Origin of the sequence: Rubrivivax sp. A210 (genome assembly GCF_904426505.1) — a bacterium.
GTDB lineage: Bacteria > Pseudomonadota > Gammaproteobacteria > Burkholderiales > Burkholderiaceae_C > Rubrivivax.
In genome coordinates, this window is record NZ_CAJGBN010000001.1 from 868,801 (window position 1) to 889,977 (window position 21,177).

A 21,177-nucleotide genomic window follows, 5' to 3' on the forward strand; every position below is an offset into this window, starting at 1 on the left:
CACCCCGCTGGCCGCGCTGCAGCCCAACAAGCCCCTCCCCTCTTTCCCGCTTGCCCTGAAGGACCCACAACATGAACGGCCACGCCGCGATGAACCGCATCTACCGCCTCGTCTGGAGCGATCGCTTCATGACCTGGATCGCCGCCGCTGAATGCACCCGCGGGCGCGGCAAGCGCAGCAGCGTGGTCGGCGCCGGCCTGATGGCGGCGCTGCTGGCGGCAGGCGTGGGCGTGGGCGCCGGAGCAAGGGCGGCGCCGGCAAGCGACCAGTTGCCGACGGGCGGCAAGGTGGTGGCCGGGCAGGCGCAGCTGCAGCAGTCGGGCCGCACGCTCGACATCAACCAGGCCAGCCAGCGCGCGGTGATCGACTGGGCGAGCTTCAACGTCGGCAGCGCCGGCCAGGTGAATTTCAAGCAGCCTTCGGCGCAATCGGCCACGCTCAACCGCGTGCTTGACGGCCAGCCGTCCGAGATCCTGGGCCGCATCACCGCCAATGGCCAGGTCTTCCTGGTCAACCCGGGTGGCGTGTACTTCGGCCGCACGGCCTCGGTGGAAGTGGGCGGCCTGGTCGCGACCACCCATGACATGGCCAACGAGGACTTCATGGCCGGCCGCACGCAGTTCAAGCGCGGCAACGCCAGCGGCAGCGTGGTCAACGAGGGTGAGCTGCGTGCGGCGCTGGGCGGCTACATCGCGCTGCTGGCGCCCGAGGTGCGCAACAGCGGCCTCATCGTGGCCCAACTGGGCACTGTGGCCCTGGCCTCGGGCGAAAGCGTGACGCTGCAGTTCGACGGCAACAACAGCCTGGCCGGACTGGTGGTCGAGCCTTCGAAGATCAAGGCCCTGGTCGAGAACCGCGGCGCCGTGCTGGCCCCGGGCGGCATCATCATCCTCTCGGCCCAGGCATTGGACCGCCTCCAGGGCGGCGTGGTGCGCAACAGCGGCACGCTGGAAGCCACCGGCATGGCCATGAAGGGCGGCAAGATCGTCCTTGAGGCCTCGGACCGCATCGACAACAGCGGCAGCATCAGCGCCCACGCCGGCGCCGACGGCAGCCCGGCCGGCCAGGTCACGCTGAGCGCGCCCCAGGTCGCCAACCTGGGCAGCATTGCCGCCGCAGCCACGGCTGCGGCTGGTGGCCACATTGAGCTGGCGGTGCAGCAGTTCACCCAGGCTGTGAGCGGCCTGCTCGACGCCTCCGGCGCCGAACAGGGCGGCGAGATCGTCATCCAGGCCAGCGGCGACGTGGCCATCCAGGGCCGCGTACAGGCGGCCTCGTCCCAGGGTCAAGGTGGCCACATCACGGTGGCGGCCCAGTCCCAGCTGCGCCTGCAGGACGCCACGGTCGACGCCTCGGGCGCCAGCGCCGGCGGCAGCGTGCGCCTGCAGGCCGAAGCGGCGCCGCAGCCCCAACCCTTGCCGGGCACACCGGTCGATCCGACCCAGCCCGTGCCCACCACCAGCCTGCTGGGCAACACCTTGGTCAGCGCCGGCAGCCGGCGCGGGCGCGGTGGCGAGGTCACGCTCACCGGCGAGCATGTGGGCCTTTTCGACACCAGTGTGGTCGACGTCTCCGGCGCCAGCGGCGGCGGCCGCGCCCGCGTGGGTGGCGGCTTCCAGGGCAGCGACGCCGATGTCGCCAACGCCCAGGCCAGCTACGTCGCGCCCGGCGCGCGCATTGCCGCCGACGCCACGGCGCAGGGCGATGGCGGCGAGGTCGTCGTCTGGGCCGATGGCCTGACGCGCTTCGAAGGCGGCATCAGCGCCCGCGGCGCCGCCGACGGCGGTGATGGCGGCCAGGCCGAGGTCTCCGGCAAGGGCCAGCTCGACTTCCGCGGCAGCGCCGACTTGCGGGCACCTGCCGGCCATGCCGGCACTCTTCTGCTCGACCCCTACAACCTGACCATCAGCACCGGCGCCGACACCGCCGTCAGCGGCGCCACGCCTTTCGACGCCACCGGCACCGGCTCGGTACTCAGCGTGAACACGCTGCAGAACGCGCTGGGCAGCGGCAATGTCACGGTCAGCACGGGCGCGGGCGGCGGCGAGGCCGGCACCATCACCGTCTCCAACGCCGTGGGCTGGTTCTCGGACTTCTCGCTGACGATGAATGCGGCGAGCACGATCAGTGTCAACGCCAACCTCATTGCCGCCGGCAACGGCAACATCAACCTCAACTCAACCTCGGGTGGCCTGGTCAACGCCACCTCCATCCGCACGGCGGGCGGCGACCTCACGGTCAACGTCGCCACCACTGTCAGCGGCGCGGGCTTCTACAACGTGCTCGGCGCGGCCTCGTTCACGGCCGGCGACACCATCTCGCTGGCCAATGTCGGCAACAGGTTCGGCGGCGCGGTATCGCTGCTGTCGGCCACCGGCGGCGCCAGCCAGGCGCTGCTGGTCAACAGCCAGGCGACGGCGCTCAAGGGCGCGACGGCCGGCAGCGGCGGCGTCAGCATCACCTCCACCGGCAACATCACCACCGCCGCCTCGCCCAGCGGCATCAACACCACCGGCCCGCTGGCGCTGAGCACGGCCGCAGGCAGCAACGGCTCCATCACCTACACCGGCACGGTGGCCGCGGGCGGCAACCTCAGTGTCGCGGCCGACGGCACCGGCGCCATCGCGCTGGCCGACATCAATGGCGCGGCCACCCTCACCTCGGTCGTGGCCGGCGGCGCCGTCACGCTGGGCGACGTCAACACCGGCGCGCTGACCCTGGATGCAGCCAGCGGCAACGTGATCAGCGGCACGCCGGGCGCCGGCGGCCAGGCCAGCGGCATCGTCACCATCACCGGCTCGTCCATCACCCTCAACGACCCGATACGCACCAAGGGCGGCAACCTGGTCTTCAACGCCACCGGCGGCGACTTCACCGCCATCACCGGTGCCGACATCACGACCACGGCCGACGCCAACACGGCCACCACCTCGGGCTCGGTCACCGTCACCGCCAGCGGCAACGTGACGCTGAAGAACATCACCACCAGCGGCGCCGACAACAACATCGGCGTCGGCAGCAACGGCGCGGCGGTCATCGTCAGCTCCACCTCGGGCACCCTCAACCTCGGCGCCATCACCACCAGCGGCGGCACGGCCACCACCGGGGCCCAGGCCAACCGCAACGGGGGCAATGCCGGCTCCATCGTGCTCGGCGCCGGCGCGGTGGTCGACGCCACCACGCAGGCGCGCGGCGGCAGCATCAACCTCAACGGCGACCTCAACGCCATCGGCGGCTCGCCCTTCGGCGCTGCCACCCAGGGCCTGGGCGGCTACATCGAGGTGCAGAGCCCGGCCGTTTTGACGGCCAACCGCGTCGTCTCATCGGGCGCGACCTCGGGCAACATCACCTTCCTCTCGAACATCGATTCCGACGTCACGCCGCGCAGCCTGACGGTCACCGGCGGCATCGGCGACGTGCTGATGGACGGCGTGGTCGGCGGCAGCGCGCCGCTGAGTTCGCTCACCGTCACCGGCTACCGCATCGACCTCGAGAAGAACATCACCACCAATGCCGCCGGCGGCGTGGTGGCCACGGCCGTCAGCGACCTCCACCTCGGCGACGACGACAAGACCAACGGCCTTGGGGCCTTGACCATCAACACCAATGCCGGCAATGGCGTGGTGACGCTGAACTCGGTCAACACCTACCTTGACGACGCCGTCACCATCACCCGCGGCAGCGGCGCAGTGACCTTCTCGCAATGGCTCTACAGCAAGAGCGGCGAGCGCAACAACCTCACCTTCAACGGCGCCGGCGGCGGCGCCATCAGCGTCGGCCGCTGGGCCGGCGGCACGGCGATGTCGGCCACAACGGCCCTGGGCGATGTCCTGGTCAGCACCGGCACCGATCTCACCTTCTCCGAATACGTCTCGGCCAAGAGCCTGGTGGCGCTCAACAGCACAGGCCGCATCTACCTCGGCGGCGACACCTACGCCAGTTATTTCGACGGCGCCTCGGGCGTGCAGCTGAAGACCACGGGCACGGCCAATGCCATCGCCAGCGACGAGAACATCCACCTCGGCAGCAACATCACGCTGTCGCACGCGAGCGCGCCGCTGAACGTGGCCGCGCCCAATGGCGCCATCGACACGTACCACTTCGCCGACTTCACCACCGCCGGCGGCGATCTCACGCTGGCCGCCGGCACCGTGGCCACCAGCGGCACGCGCACCCTGACCCTGGGTGGCGACACCGCGCTGTCGACCTCCGGCGGCCTCATCTCGCTCACCGGCGTGGGCGTAAGCCAGACCACCTCCGACATCACCCTCAACGCCGGTAGCGGCAAGATCCGCATCGACGGTGGCGGTGGCGCGGTCGACGTGCGCAGCCGCCTCATCACCACCAATGCCGACACCGGCGGCACGCCGGCCGTGCTGATCACCAACGTGGGTAGCGCCAACAGCGCCACGGTGCGCTCGGTGACGGCGCAGACCGGCAGCTTCCAGTCGGGCCTGATCGCCTCTGCCACCACGCTGGCTGCGACCCAGAGTGCCAGCGGCGCCGGCAACTTGAACCTGATGGCGCCGACGCTGCGCTTCACCGCCGCCAAGCAGGTGCGCATCACCAGCGCCGGCGACGACAGCGGCCGCAGCTTCACCGTCACAGGCACCGACAACAGCGGCAATCCGCTGAGCGAGAACATTGCCGGCGGCAATGCCGCATCCGTGACCACCACGGCCTCGTTCAGAACCATCACCTCCATCGCCATCAACGGCGCCAGCGCCGGCACGGTGTCGGCAGGCCTGGTCAGCAACGACGCCATCGCCGGATCGCTCAACCAGAACGCCGGCGGCGGCGGCTGGGCGGCCACCGACAAGATTGACATCAAGACGCTGTCGGCGGCCACCGCGGGCGCAATCTCCATCACGGCCAGCGCCAACGTCATCGACGAGCTGGGCAACTTCTCGGTCGGCTCCAGCCTGGACGTGCGCGCTTCGGGCCGCTCCACCGGCATGGCGCTCACCGGCGACGTCTCGGCCACCACGGTGACCATCAAGACCGGCGTCGGGCCCCTGGCCCTGGGCACGCGCAGCATCACTTCCACCAGCGGCAGCATCTACCTGCAAGGCCTGGGCCTGACCCAGTCCGCTGGCTCGACCGTCAATTCGGCAACGACGATCTCCATCTACGGCAGCGACTATTCCTCGGGCACGCTGGGCAGCATGACGCTGGCGGGCAACCTCGTGGCCGCCAACACCGGCGCCTCGGCCATCACCATCGACGACACCAATGCGCTGCAACTGGGCAATGTCACTGCCGGCACCCTGGCCACGCGCGGCGGCCTGGTGTTGGGGACCAATGCCAACATGTTCAACAACGCCGGCAGCTACCTCGGTCGCACCGGCTACATCCGCGGCGCGCTGACCCAGGCCGCCGGCACGACGCTCAAGATCGGCACCCTGCAGGGCTACCAGACCGGCGGCAACTACACCCTGGCCAACGCCGGCAACGAGATCGTCACATTGGGCCGCATCGACCGCGGCGGTGCCCTCACCATCGTCGACACCGATGCCGAAGCCAACGGGCTGAATTCGTCAAGCAACATCAACGGCGGCACCACCGGCAACCTGATCAGCATCACCACAGCCGGCCTGCTGAACATGAGCGGCGGCACGGTGCTGGGGCAGGGCGTGCAGCTGAATTCCGGCGCGGCCGGCATCACCAGTTCGGCCGACATCCAGGGCCATTCCGGCGTCGCGGCCAACGTCGTGCTCGACGCCGGCAGCGGCAATGTCACGCTCAACAACCGTCTCTACAACAACGGTGCCGGCAAGGACATCGTGATCCAGAACGCCAACAACGTTCAGCTCAACCAGATCGAGCTGTACGGCGGCAAGCTGGTGCTGGGCACGGTGGGCACGCCGCTGACCGGCAATGTCACGGCGACCCACCGCATGTTCTCTGGCTCGGACGTCATCAGCCTGACCGGCGTCGTCAACGGCTCGGCCAACTTCTACACCTTCAACCAGATCTACCGCGTCGGCGATTTCACCAGCGGCGGACTGTTCTCGCTGGTCAACCAGGACCGTCTGCTCACGCTGCAGGGCGCCATCACTGCCGCCACCGGAAACGTCACCGTCACCAACACCAACAACAGCACCACCATCGCCGCCACCGGCGCTGTCACTGCCACGGCCGGCAACGTGACCATCGCCGCGCGTGACCACCTCACCGTCACCAACGGCGGCACGGTCACGGCCAACACCGCCACCAAGAACGTCAACCTGCAGGGCGCCACCGGCAACTGGGGCTACACCACGAGCATCCAGGGCGCCATCTCCGCCGGCAGCGGCGGCATCGTCGTCAGTTCGCCCTACGGCTACGTCACCACGGGGGCCAGCGGCACGCTCACCACCACCGGCACCGCCACCATCACATCGGCGCCCAACTACGCTTCCGGCGGCACCAACTACACCACCGTCATCAACGCGGCCGTGGCGGCCGACGCCGGCATCACCATCAATTCGGCCGGCACCTTTGCCAGCAATGCCGCGGGCACGCTGACCTCCAGCGCCGGCGCCATCGCGATCAAGACCTTCTGGGACGGCAGCAACACGCGGGCGCTCACGCTGGGCGGCAATGTCTCGGCCAGCGCCAATGGCGTCGCGCTCACCTCGGCGGGCGCCATCACGCAAAGCGCCGGCGTCATCACCACCACCGGCACCGTCTCGGGCCCCAACCAATCGGGCGGGGCTTCGCTCACCGACTCGACGCCCTCTGCGCGCGGCGCCGTGAGCCTGGCCCTGGCCAACCAGATCGGTGGCCTCGGTCCCTTCTACGTCTACGACACCGGTGCCGGCGCCATCACCGTCACCGACACCACCGGAGGCCTGCTGCTGGCCGGCGCCATCGAAAGCTCGCACGGCGCGGTCACGCTCAGCACCATCGGCGGTGCGCTCAATCTGGGCACCTCCAACGTCTACGCCGGCGGCCAGGCCACCGGCGGCGCCGCCATCAGCCTCACCGGCCGCGGCATCATCCAGTCGCAGGGCAGCATCAATTCCACCGGCGGCACCGCCGGCGTGCCGCGCACCGGCGCCAACGGCGGCGGCACCATCACCCTCACCGGCCACGACGGCACGGCCGCGGGCGCCATCTCGCTCGCCGGCACGCTGGAGACGGCCAATGCCAGCACCTCGGCGATCAAGATCCGCGGCACCAGCGACCTGATCCTGCCCAACGTCAACGCCGTCAACGGCAGCCTGGTGCTGGGCGACGACACCGCCACGGTGGGCCTGATCACCGGCAACGTGACGCAGGCGGTGCTGACCGACCTCGACGTCAAGACGCTGAACCTGGGCACGGCCACCAACGCCATCGGCGGCTCGGTGGTGGTGGCCAACAGCGGCAACACCATCACCCAGCTCGGCCTGCTCAATGTGGGCAACGTGGGCGGCACGCAGTACGACCTCGATGTCTACGACTCAACCAGTGGCCTCAACCTCACGGCCGCCGTCACCAGCGCCGGCGGTGCGCGCATCCGCACGGCCAAGGGCGCCGGCGTCGTCGGGGGCCTGGGCATAGGCACGCAGAACGTCTCGGCACGCGGCGACGTCTTCCTCGGCGGCGAGGGCGTGACCCAGGGTGCGACCTCGACCATCAACGCCGACGCCGCCGCCGGCGGCGCCGTGGGCGGCGCCATCCGCGTCGATGGCGGCGGTGGCACCAATGCCATCGACCTGAGCGGCACCGTCATCACCGACAACGCCGGCAGCAACGCGATCCAGATCGTCAACGCCAAGGACGTGACGCTCAACACCATCTCGGCCGTCGCCGGCACGGTGGCGCTGGGCATACCGGCCGATACCGATCTGCCGACGCCGTCGGCGGCGCTGCCGCTCAGCGGCGCGGTGACCCAGACCACCCCCGGCACCAGCACGCTTTCGGCACAGACCCTGGCCATCAAGGCCGGCGTGGTGACGTTGTCCAAGACTGCCATCGACAACCTTGGCACCACCGCCACTACCGGCGCGCTGACGCTCACCGACGTGGCCGGCGCCGGCACTGCGGGCCTGAAGCTCACCGGCAACGCCACCCTGGGCGCGGCCTCGTCCATCGAAACCACCAACGGGCCGCTGAACCTCGACACCTATACCGTCGACGCCACCGGCTTCGACATGGTGCTCAAGGGCGTGGGCGTCAGCCAGACCACCGGTTCGGCCATCAAGTCGACCACCGCCGAGATCTTCGGCAGCACCGGCAGCGTCGACCTCTTCAGCCCGCTCAACAACTTCACGGGCCAGGTCACGGTCACCGCCACCGGCGCGGCCGTCAACCTGCAGGACGCCAACCAGCTCAGCATGAACACGCTGACGGGCAAGCTGGCCACGACGACCTCGTTCAAGGCCTGGGCCGGCACCCAGGTGGTGATGACGCCCGAGGACATCACCACCACCACCGGCGCCATCGAACTCAAGTCGCTGGGCGGCAACCTGGCGACCCCGGGCAAGCTCACCACCGGCAGCGGCCATGTCACGCTGGGCGCCACCGGCACGGTGACGCTGAGCAATGCCATCGATTCCGCCAGCGGCAACATCGCCGTCGAGGGCGCCGTGATCGCCAGCCGCTCCGGCGCCGGCGACTACATCAAGACCCTGGGTGCCGGCACCATCGACATCACCGCGACCACCGGCAACTTCACCCAGGGCCTGGACGTGCCCTACCAGTCGGGCAGCGGCGACATCACGATCAACGCGCCGGCGGGCAATGCCAACCTGGCCAACGTGACCTCGGCCAGCGGCGTGCTCGAGGTCAATGCCGGTGGCTTCGTGCAGCAGCAAATCAATACGGCCGTGACCGTGGGCGCCATCGACGTCACGACGCAGAAGGCCGGCGGCGGCTACATCGACCTCAGCGCCAGCGGCAACGATGCCGGCGCGGTGCGCCTGCGCAGCCTCTCGGCCGACGGCAGCGCGGCCGCCGGCGGCGCCATCACCTATCTCGACAACACCGGCTTCGGCGTGCGCGAGATCCTGACCACCGGCAACGTCAGCCTCACCGGCAAGGCCGCCATCACCACCGATGCCGCGGGCTTCCCGGGCACCATCCAGGCCGCGGCGCTGACGGCCAAGACGCTCAACGACGCCGGCGCCAATATCACGCTCACCGCCGCCGCCAACGACATCGCCACCCTCACGGCCCAGGTGCTCAGGGCCGACGGCGTGACCATCGCCGGCAACACCACCAACGACACCACCACCGGCGCCGCAGGCACCGTGCGCGTGACCGATGCCAATGGCTTCGTGGTCGCCGGTGTCAGCACCGGTGCCAGCACCGTGCTGACGGGCGGCGCCGGCGCCGAGGTCACGCAGACCGGCGCCATCGTCTCGGCCAAGCTGGGCCTGGACGGCAATGCCGCCTTCACGCTCAACAACGCCAGCCTGGGCGTGCCGCTCAACCAGTTCGCCACCTTTGCCTCCAGCGCCACCGGCGCGGTCAACGTCTCGACCCAGTTGCCGCTGACCATAGGCCAGGTCAACCCGACCGGCGTCACCACCGGCGGCGCCGCGCTCACGATCAGCGCGCCCAGCATCAGCATCACCGAGGCCATCGACACCCGCAGTGCCAACCCCGCCACCGCCGGCGGCGCGGTCACGCTCAGCACTACCGGCACCACCACGGCCGGCAACCTGGCCACCAGCGGCAACGGCAGCATCATCACCTCGGGCGCGGCCGCGGCCGGCGGCTCGGGCCTGGCCGGCGGCGCTGCCGGCAACGTCACCCTCACCGCAGCGGGCGACAGCCTGACGGTGGCTGCCGCCATCACCGCCCTCGGCGGTGCCGGCGACGGCGCGGGTGCCGCCGGCACCGGCGGCACGGTCAAGCTGCTGGCCGCGGCCGGCGCCGTGAGCCAGGGCGCCGGCGTGGCCGGCATCGCTGCCGGCAAACTTGAGGTGCTGGCCCAGGGCGCCTCGTCGCTGCTGTCCACCTCCAATGCCGCCGCCCAGTTGGCGGCCAAGATCACCGGCACCGGCCAGGACTTCGGCTACCGCAGCGGCAGCAGCTTCGCCGTCGGCGGCGGCGATGCCGCCATCCCCGGCATCACCACCCAGGGCGGCAAGATCGACCTCGACGCTGGCGCCGTGGCCATCAGCCTCACCGAGCCCGTCAGCACGCGCGGCGGCGTCTTCAGCGCCGCCGGTGTGGCCGGCTTCGATTCCAGCGGCGTGCTGCTGTCCACCGCGGGCGACATCACCTATGCCGCCGGTGTCTACAAGGACGGCGGCACGGTCACCATCACCTCGGCCGCGGGGGCCGTGAGCACCGGCACCGTGACCACCGACGGCAGCGCCGGCGCGGGCGCTGCCAACGCCGGCGCGGTGACGCTGACCGCCACCGCCGGCACCCTGACCGTCGGCCAGACCAATGCGCGCGGCGTCGGCACCGGCACCGGTGCGAACGTGGGCCTGAGCGGCGGCACCGCGGTGCGCATCGCTGGCGGCATCGACACCAGCGGCGGCGGCGGCGCAGCCGCCGGCGGCGCCATCAGCGTCACCGGCCCGGCCATCGTGCAGGGCGGCGACCGCAGCCTGAGCACCGGCTCCGGCGCCGGCAACATCGGCTTCAGCGGCACGCTCAACAGCGACGGCACGGCGCGCGATCTCACGCTCACCGCAGGCACCGGCAACATCACGCTGGGTGGCGCGGTCGGCGGCAGCTCGCCGCTGGACGTGATCAACATCGTCTCGGCCACCGACGTGGGCGCTGCGGCCGTCACCGCCACCACCCTCACCCAGCAAGCCGGCAGCGGCACCACCACGCTGGCCGGCGCGGTGGCGCTGTCGGGCAACCTCGGCTTCATCGGCAACCAGCTCACCGTCAACGCGGCGGTCACTGCCGCCGGCACGGCCACCATCAGCAACAGCGGCCTCTTCACGACGGCCGCCGCGGGCGACATCGCCGCCGCGGGCGGCTTCACGCAGAACGGCACCGGCGCCAGCCAGCTGGCCGGCGACATCAGCAGCACCAACACCGGCATCGCCTTCGCCACCCCGGTGACGCTCAAGGGCGCGGTGAGCATGAACACCGACACCGGTGCCGGCAACATCGTCTTCGCCAGCACCGTCGACAGTGACGGCACGCCGCGCGACCTGACACTCAGCGCCGGCACTGGCGCGGTCACGCTCGCCGACGCCGCAGGCGGCAACTCGGCGCTGGGGGCACTGGTCGCCAACGCCGCAGGCACCACCACCTTCACCGGATCCGTCAACGCCGCCAGCGTCACCACCGATGCCGCCGGCACGACGGCCATCAACGGCGGCGCCGTCACCACCAGTGGCAGCCAGACCTACAACGACGCCGTCACGCTGGGCGACAACACCGTGCTGACGGGCAGCAGCGTCACCACCAATGGCACCATCACCGGCGCCGCGCACAGCCTGCAGGTGGCCGGCAACGCCGTCTTCGGCGACGCCGCCGCCGACACCGTGACCGGGCTCACCACGCTGGAAGTGACCGGCACGACGCGCATCAACACCGACACCGTCACCAGCGCCGACGCCCAGACCTACACCGGGGCGGTGACCCTGGGCACCAGCAGCACGCTGACTGCCACCAACGATCCGATCGTCTTCGCCTCCACGGTCGATTCAGCGGCCAGCCAGGCCCATGCCCTGACCGTCGGCGCCGGCAGCGGTGCCGTCAGCTTCGGCGGCGCGGTGGGCGGCGCCGTGAATGGCGCGCTCGGCGCACTGGCCGTGAACAGCAGCGGCACCACCACCTTCAGCGGCGCCGTCACCGCGGCCAGCGTCACCACCAACGTGGGCGGCACCGTTGCCCTCGATGGCGGCAGCGTCACCACCAGCGGTGCACAGAGCTATGGCGAGAACGCCACCCTGGGCGCCGACACCGCGCTCAGCGGCAGCAGCGTCGCCTTCGCCGGCACGCTGGAAGGCGCCGGCACGGCCACTGAAAGCCTGGCCATCACCGGCGACGCCAGCTTCGCCAGCACCGTGGGCGCGGCCCAGGCACTGCAAAGCCTGTCGGTCAGCGGAACAACCAGCCTGGGCGGCAACGTCAGCACCAGCGAGGCCGGCGGCGGCAGCGGCAACCAAAGCTACGGCGGCGCCGTCACCCTCACGGCGCCGGCCGCGCTGGCGGCGGGCAGTGGCGCGGTCGCCGTCAACGGCGGCCTCGTAGGCGGCAACAACGCGCTCGCCATCAGCGCCGGCAGCGTCGCACTGGGCGACGGCAGCGGCGCCGATACCGTGGGCGGCCTGGCCAGCCTGGCGATCACCGGCCCGACCACGATCAAGGCCGGCAGCGTCACCACCAGCGGCGCGCAGAGCTACGACGGCGACGTGCGCATAGGCCACAACGACGTGCCCTCCACCGGCAGCACGCTGGCGGCCACCATGGTCAGCTTCAAGGGCGCGGTCGACAGCGTCGCCACCGAGGCCAACACGCTGGCCATCACCGGCAACGCCGCCTTCGGCGACGGCACGGGCAGCGACGGCGTCGGCCAGTCCAACGCCGGTGGCAGCGGAAAGCTGGGCAGCCTGGCCGTGAGCGGCAGCACCGCGCTGGCGGCCAATGCCAACGCCGTGTCCACCACCGGTGGACAGAGCTATGGCGGCGCCCTCACCCTGGCCGACGCCTCAGCCACAGCCTACACGCTGGCCTCCAGCGGCAATGGCGCCATCGCCTTCGGCAGCAGCGTGGACGGCGCCAGCGCCGGCGGCAACGCCAGCCTGGCCGTCAACACCGGCGGCAGCTCCAGCTTCGGCGGCACCGTGGGCAACACCCACAGCCTGGCGGCCCTGGCCACCGATGCCGGCGGCAGCACCGCCCTCAACGGCGGCAGCGTCACCACCAGCGGCACGCAGGCCTACGGCGATGCCGTGGTGCTGGGTGCCGACACCACGCTGGCCGGCGTGGGCGTCACGCTGGCGTCCACCGTCAAGTCCGACGGCACGCCGCGCAGCCTTCTCGTCAATGACAGCGGCACCACCACGTTGGGCGGCGCCGTGGGCGGCGATGGCAGCGTCCCGGGCGAACGCCTGAGCAGCCTCACGACGGACGCCGCCGGCAGCCTGGCGCTCGATGCCAGCAGCGTGCGCACCAGCGGTGCCCAGCAGTACGGCGAGAACGCCACGCTGGGCGCCGACACCACGCTCACCGGCGCGAGCGTCGCCTTCAGCGGCACGCTGGGGGGCGCCCAGGCCCTCACCGTCAACGCCAGCGGCGCCACCACCTTCGGCGGCCTCGTCGGCGCCGGCACGGCCCTCGCCAGCCTCAGCACCGACGGCGCCGGCAGCACCGCGATCAACGGCGGCGGCGTCGCCACCAGCGGCGCGCAAAGCTATGGCGACGACGTCACCCTGGGCGCCGACACCACCCTGATGGGTGCCAGCGTCGCCTTCGCGAAGAAGGTCGACGGCGCCCACGCGCTCACCGTCAATGCCAGCGGCGCCACCACCTTCGGCGGCGCCGTGGGTTCGGTCACCGCGCTGACCACCCTGGCCACCGACGGCGCCGGCAGCACTGCCCTCAATGGCGGCGGCGTTGCCACCAGTGGCGCGCAAAGCTATGGCGACGATGTGACCCTGGGAGCCGGCACCACCCTGGGCGGCACCGACATCGCCTTCGCGAAGAAGATCGACGGCGCGCAGACGCTGGCGGTCAATGCCAGCGGCGCCACCCGCTTCGGCGGCGCCATCGGTTCGGGCACGGCGCTCACCAGCCTGGCCACCGACGCTGCCGGCAGCACCGCCATTGATGGCGGCAGCGTCGCCACCAACGGCGCGCAAAGCTATGGCGACGCCGTCACGCTGGGTGCAGATACCACGCTCAGCGCCGGCAGCGTCAGCACCCTCGGCACGGTGGATGCAGCCACCCACAACCTGGCCATCGTCGGCAATGCCGTGCTGGGCGACGCCGCGGCCGACCGCATCAGCGGCCTGGGCACGCTGTCGGTGAGCGGAACCACGCTGATCACCGCCGACACCGTCTCCGGCAGCGGCACGCAGACCTATACCGGCGCGCTCACGCTGGGCGGCAACACCAGCCTCACCAGCACGGCCGGCGCCCTCGTCTTCGGCAGCACCGTCGACAGCGCGGGCGCCACGCCGCGCAGCCTCTACCTCGCCTCGGCCGCCGTCGGCGGCCAGAGCTTCACCGCTGCCGTGGGCGGCACAAATGCGCTGGACGTGCTGCGCATCGAATCGGCCGGCGTCGTCACCCAGGGTGGCAGCGCGCCGATACGCGCCGCCAAGCTGGCCATCAAGGCGGCCGGCAATGCGACGCTGGAACACGCCGCCAATGACGTGGATGTGCTCGCCGCCCTGCTCTCGGGCAATGCCTCGCTGTCCTTCGTCGACGCCGACGGCCTGACCATCGGCACGATCGAAAGTGCCGCGCTGCAGATCGTCGGCATCTCCGACGGCGCCGGCACCTCCAGCGTCACGCTGCGGGTGGGCGGCCTGCTGAGCCAGGAAGCCGCCGCGCCCATCGCGCTGGACGGCAATCTCACGCTGGACACGACGGCCTACGACGCCGACGACGTGAGCATCAAGAACACCGCCGCCGGCGGCACCTCGCTGGACAACTCGCTCATCGCGGGTGACTTCAGCCTCGTCAGCAGCGGCAACGTGAGCCAGCGCGCCGGCGTCAACGCCGGTCCCAGCGACGCCTGGCTGCAGGTGGGCGGCAACTTCAACACCACCGGCGGCGGCAGCTTTGCCCCCGGCAACTCCACCGAGAACCTCTTCGGTGGCGGCGGCGGCGCCGCAGCGCCCAACCAGATCCGCCTCTTCGGCGTCATCACGCTGAGCATGGCGGGCACCGACCTCCACGCCGTGGCCGACAACGGCACCACCACCACCACGGCCGACATCGCGGCGGCGCAGTTCGGCGGCGGCGTCAGCGTCATCAGCGATGCCGGCGGCAAGAACATCAGCGTCGTGGGCAATGGCGCCGCGGTGACGCTGGGCGAGAACAACAGCGTCGGCGGCCATCTCAAGATCACCACCGCCGGCACCTATTCCAACCTCGGCAGCCCGGTGGCCACCGGCATCGTGCAAAGCGGCGCGCTCAGCCTGGGCGCGGCCTCCTTCCTGGTGCAGCAGAGCACGGCCAATGCCGGCTCGGTCATCGCCGGCACCGGCACGCTCGCCCTGAGCGACGCGGCCAACAGCTTCACCGGCGCGGTTTCGCTGACGGCCCTGGGCATGGACGCCACGCTGGCCAGCGCCACCGACGTGCAGTTCGGCGCCGCCAATGTCGGCAGCCTCAGCGTCAGCGCCGCCGGCAAAGACCTGAGCCAGGCCACAGGCACCACGCTGCGTACCCCCACCCTGGCCATCGCCGCGGCGCGCCATGTCGCGCTCACCAATGCCAACCTGGTGGGCACGCTCAGCGCCAGCAGCAGCGGCAGCTTCGCGTTCCGCAACGACCAGAACCTGACCATCGGCGCCGGCGGCCTCACCACCACCAACCAGGCCATCACCCTGGGCGTGAAGGGCGACCTGGCCCTCAACGCCACAGTGGACAGCGGCAGCGCCGCCACCACCGTGATCGCGCACGACGGCACGGCCCTCTTCCTGGGCACCGCCGCCGGCGGCGGCCTGCAGCTCGACAACACCGAGCTGGCGCGCATCCACGCCGGCAGCACCACGCTGCAATCGACCACCGGCGCCGGCAGCCAGGTCACCGCCACGGCGGCCAGCTTCGCCGCCACCGGCGGCGCCGTGCAACTGACCGCCGACGCCGTCAGCCTGGGCGGCAGCACCACCGGCAACGGCAACACGCTGCGCATCAGCGGCCCGGTCACGCTGGCGGCCGACACCCTGATCACCGCGCCCACCACCACCTTCGACCACGCGGTCCAGGGCACGACGGCCGGCGCCGAAAGCCTGGCGCTGGTGGGCGACGCCGTCTTTGCCGCCAACGTGGGCGACACCGTGGCGCTCAAGAGCCTGACGGTCAGCGGCGCCAGCCAGCTCGCCGGCCCTGTGGGCACCAGCGATGCCGGCGGTGGCAGCGGCAACCAGAGCTACGGCGGCGCCGTCACCCTCACCGCGCCGACGGCGCTGGCGGCAACTTCCGGCACTGTCGCCTTGAGCGGCGGCCTGGTCGGCGGCGGCCAGACGCTGGCGATCACGGCCGGCAACGTCGCCCTCGGCGACGGCATCGGCGCCGACGCCATCGCCGGCCTCGCCAGCCTGGACATCACCGGCGCCACCACCGTCAAGGCCAGCAGCGTGGCCTCCAGCGGCGCCCAGACCTACGACGGCGATGTGCGCATCGGCCGCAATGACGTGCCGGCCACCGGCACGGCGCTGACCGCCAGCACCGTGAGATTCAAGGGTGCGGTCGACAGCGTGGCCACCGAGTCCAACAGCCTCGCCATCATCGGCAACGCCGCCTTCGGCGACGGCGTTGGCAACGACGACGTCGGCCAGGCCCAGGCGCTGGCCAGCCTCGGCGTCTCGGGCAGCACCGGCCTCGCGGCCAGCACCGGCCGCATCAGCAGCACCGGCGCGCAGACCTACGCCGGCAGCCTCACGCTGGCCGATGGCGCCTCGGTGACACTCGCCGCCAGCAGCATCGACACCGCGGCCATCGCCGGCACCGCCGGCGGCACCACCTCGGGCATCGCCTTCGACGCCAGCGGCGCGGTCACCGTGGCCGGCAGCGTGGGCACCGACATCGGCACCGTCACCGTGACCCAGAGCGACGGCGCCAGCTTCCAGGGCGCGGTGAGCGCAGCCAGCGTGGCCATCGCCGACAGCCATGCTGGCAAGACCGTGGCCTTCCAGGGCGACCTCACGCTGACCAGCGGCCTCAGCGCCGCCGCCGGCACGGCCGCCTACAACGTGGCGATCACCGGCGCCAGCAACAGCATCGCCGGCGCCACCACCCTGGCCCACAGCGGCAACCTGAGCCTGGGCGATGCGGCAGGCGACGCCACCACCTTCGCCGGTGGCCTCAGCCACGTCAGCGGCCCCAGCGCCATCACCGGCACGGTGAACGCCACCGCCGGCAACCTCGGCCTGGGCGCCACCACCCTGGCCGGCACGCTCAACGCCACCGCCGGTGGCGTCAGCACCGGCTCGCTGGCCGCCAACGGCAATGCCGACGCCATCAACGGCGGCACGGTCAGCATCGGTGACATCACGCTGGCCGACGGCAACAGCCTGGCGCTGGCCGGCAGCAGCATAGACACCGGCGCCATCAGCGGCACTGCGGCGGGTACGGCCTCCCACGTGGCCTTCGACGCCACCGGTGCCGTCACCGTGGGCGGCGCCATCGCCACCGACATCGCCAGCGTCACCGTCACGCGCTCGGCCGGGGCCCAGTTCGTCGGCGCCGTCAGCGCCACCACGGTGGACATCGCCGACAGCACCGGCACGGTGCAGTTCGATGCCGCCCTCACGGCCACCACCCTGGCCACCGCCAACAAGGGCTATGGCCTGGCACTTCTGGGCGGCGCGAGCATCGCCAACGCCACCACGCTGGCCAACACCGGCACCCTCACCCTGGGCGACGGCGCAGGCGACACCACCACGTTCGCGGGCGGCCTCACCGCCACCGCCGCCGGCGTGCTGCAACTCGCCGGCACGGTGCAAACCACCAACGCCGCCATCGTCTTCGGCAGCGCGCGGCCCATCACGCTCACCGCCGACACCACGCTGGCCAGTGGCAGCGCCGACCTCAGCCTGGACGGCAACGTCAACGGCGCCCACGCGCTCACGCTCAACAGCAGCGGCATCACGCGCCTGGGCGGCGCCTTCGGCGGCAGCACGGCGCTCACGGCGCTGGCCACCGACGCCGCCGGCAGCACCGCCATCACCGGCGGCGCCCTCACCCTCAGCGGCGCGCTCAATCTCGGCGATGCCGCCAGCATCAGTGCGCCCACCACCGTCACCGCGGGCACCATCACCACCGGCTCCACGCTGGCGGCCGGCGCCCACGACCTGGCCCTGCGCACCGACGCCATCGCCCTGGGCGGCGCGGTTTCGGGCAGCGGCGCGCTGAGCATCGCGCCCAAGACCGCCGCCACCACCATCGGCATCGCCGGTGGCAACGGGGCGCTCAACCTCGACGCCGGCGAATGGGCGCAGCTGCAGGACGGCTTTGTTCAGGTGACCGTGGGCGCGGCCAATGCCGGCGCCATCGAGGTCGGCGCGGCCGCCGCCACGGTGGCGCTGCCCGACAGCACGCTGCTGCGCAGCGGCGCCGGCGTCAGCGCGCCGGCCGGCATCGCCATTGACGGCGGCTACCTGCGCGTCGACGCCGCCACGGCCAGCAGCCTGGGCGGCGTGGTCTCCGGCACCGGCCAGCTCGAAACCGTCGGCAGCGGCGCCCTCGCGCTGCAGGCCGGCGCACCCAATACCTACACCGGCAACACCCTGATCGGCAGCGGCGCGACGCTGCGCGCGGTCAGCGACGGCGCCCTGGCCAGCACGGCCGCGGTGCGCAACAGCGGGCTGCTGGACGTCTCGGCCTCCAACGGCGCCACCACGGCCACCGTCACCGGCAGCGGCAGCGTCGATCTCGGCGCGCAGCGCCTGACGCTTACCGCCGCCGATGGCAGCATCACCGGCAGCATCTCCGGCTCCGGCGGCGCGCTCACGCTGCAAGGCGGCGCACTCACGCTGGCCGGCAGCAACAGCTACACCGGCAGCACCGCCATCGAAGGCGGCAGCCTCACCGCCAGCCACAGCCAGGCCCTGGGCACCGCCGCCGGCGGCACCGCGGTCTCGGCAGGCGCGGCCCTGGTACTCGACGGCAGCGGCGGCGCCCTGGCGCTGGCCGAGCCGCTCAGCCTGGCCGGCACCGGCCCGGCCGGCAGCGGCGCGCTGCGCAACCTGGCCGGCAACAACAGTGTTTCCGGCGCCATCACCCTGGCCGCCGGCAATGTCACCATCGCGGCCACGGCCGGCAATCTCGCCCTCGGCGGTGCGATCGACGGTGGCGCTGATCTCAGCATCCAAAGTGCCGGCACGGTCAGCTTCGGCGCCGCCGTGGGCGGCACAACGGCCCTGGCCAGCTTGAGCACCGACGCCTCCGGCAGCACCGCCCTCAACGGCGGCTCCGTGCGCACCACCGGCACGCAGAGCTATGGTGATGCGCTCACCCTGGGCGCCGACACCACGCTGCAAGGCAGCACGGTGACGAACGCCGCCGCCCTCGCCGGCGCCGGCCACGCCCTCACCGTCACCGGCGACGCCGTGGTCGGTGGCGCCATCAGCGGCGTCAGCAACCTCGCCGTCAGCGGCAGCACCGCCGTGGGCGCCGACGTCGGCACCACCGGCACCCAGGCCTACACCGGCGCCGTCAACCTGACGCAGAACGCCACGCTGGCCAGTTCCGGCGCCGGCGCGGCCGCCAACATCGCCTTCGCCGCCACCGTCGACGGCGCCAAGACCCTCGCGGTCAACAGCGCCGGCACCGTGAGCTTCGGCGCCGCTGTCGGCGGCACCACCGCCCTCACCAGCCTGGCCACTGACGCCGCCGGCAGCACCGCCGTCAACGGCGGCTCCGTGCGCACCACCGGCACGCAGAGCTACGGCGATGCGCTCACCCTGGGCGCCGACACCACGCTGCAAGGCAGCACGGTGACGAACGCCGCCGTCCTCACCGGCGCCGGCCACGCCCTCACCGTCACCGGCAATGCCGTGGTCGGCGGCGCCATCAGCGGCGTCAGCAACCTCGCCGTCAGCGGCAGCACCGCCATGGGCGCCGACATCGGCACCACCGGCACCCAGGCCTACTCCGGCGCCGTCAGCCTGACGCAGAACGCCACGCTGGCCAGTTCCGGTGCGGGTGCGGCCGGCGACATCGCCTTCGCCTCCACCGTCGATGGCGCAAAGACCCTCGCGCTCAACAGCGCCGGCACCGTGAGCTTCGGCGCCGCCGTCGGCGGCACCACCGCCCTCACCAGCCTGGCCACCGACGCCACCGGCAGCACCGCCGTCAACGGCGGCTCCGTGCGCACCACCGGCACGCAGAGCTATGGCGACGTTATTGCCCTGGGTGCCGACACCACGCTGCAGGGCAGCACGGTGACGAATGCCGCCGCCCTCACCGGCGCCGGCCACGCCCTCACCGTCACCGGCGACGCCGTGGTCGGCGGCGCCATCAGCGGCGTCAGCAACCTCGCCGTCAGCGGCAGCACCGCCGTGGGCGCCGACGTCGGCACCACCGGCACCCAGGCCTACACCGGCGCTGTCAGCCTGACGCAGAACGCCACCCTGGCCAGTTCCGGCGCGGGTGCGGCCGGCGACATCGCCTTCGCCTCCACCGTCGACGGCGCCAAGACGCTGGCCGTCAACAGCGCCGGCACCGTGAGCTTCGGCGCCGCCGTCGGCGGCACGACCGCCCTCACCAGCCTGGCCACCGATGCCGGCGGCAGCACCGCCATCAACGGCGGCTCCGTGCGCACCAGCGGCACGCAGAGCTACGGCGACGCCGTCGCCCTGGGCGCCGACACCACGCTGCAGGGCAGCACGGTGACGAATGCCGCCGCCATCGCCGGCAACGCCCACGCCCTCACCGTCACCGGCAATGCCGTGGTCGATGCGGCCATCAGCGGCGTCACCAGCTACGCCGTCAGCGGCAGCGCCGACCTCGGCGCCGACGTCACCAGCAGCGCCAGCCAGACCTACAGCGGCGCCGTCACCCTCTCTGGCGGCGACCGCACGCTCAGCGGCTCCACCGTGAGCACCGCCTCCACCCTGGCCGGCGCCGGCCACGCGCTCAGCGTCAGCGGCAATGCCGTCGTCGGTGGCGCCGTCAGCGGCGTCAGCAACCTCGCCGTCAGCGGCACCTCGGCGCTGGGCGCCGATGTCTCGACCACCGGCACCCAGGCCTACACCGGCGCCGTCAGCCTGACGCAGAACGCCACCCTGGCCAGTTCCGGCGCGGGTGCGGCCGGCGACATCGCCTTCGCCTCCACCGTCGACGGCGCCCAGACGCTGGCCGTCAACAGCGCCGGCACCTTGAGCTTCGGCGCCGCCGTCGGCGGCACCACCGCCCTCACCAGCCTGGCCACCGACGCCTCCGGCAGCACCGCCATCAACGGCGGCTCCGTGCGCACCAGCGGCACGCAGAGCTACGGCGACGCCGTCGCCCTGGGCGCCGACACCACGCTGCAGGGCAGCACGGTGACGAATGCCGCCGCCATCGCCGGCAACGCCCACGCCCTCACCGTCACCGGCAATGCCGTGGTCG

The 21,177-nt window shown here is 72.0% G+C and carries 1 protein-coding gene; it reads left to right on the forward strand.

Annotated features, from left to right (window positions below; genetic code table 11):
• Positions 1–71: 71 nt before the first annotated feature.
• Positions 72–21,177: filamentous hemagglutinin N-terminal domain-containing protein (locus JMV16_RS03735; RefSeq protein ID WP_201492785.1), on the forward strand; the 21,106-nt coding region annotated here is incomplete at its 3' end.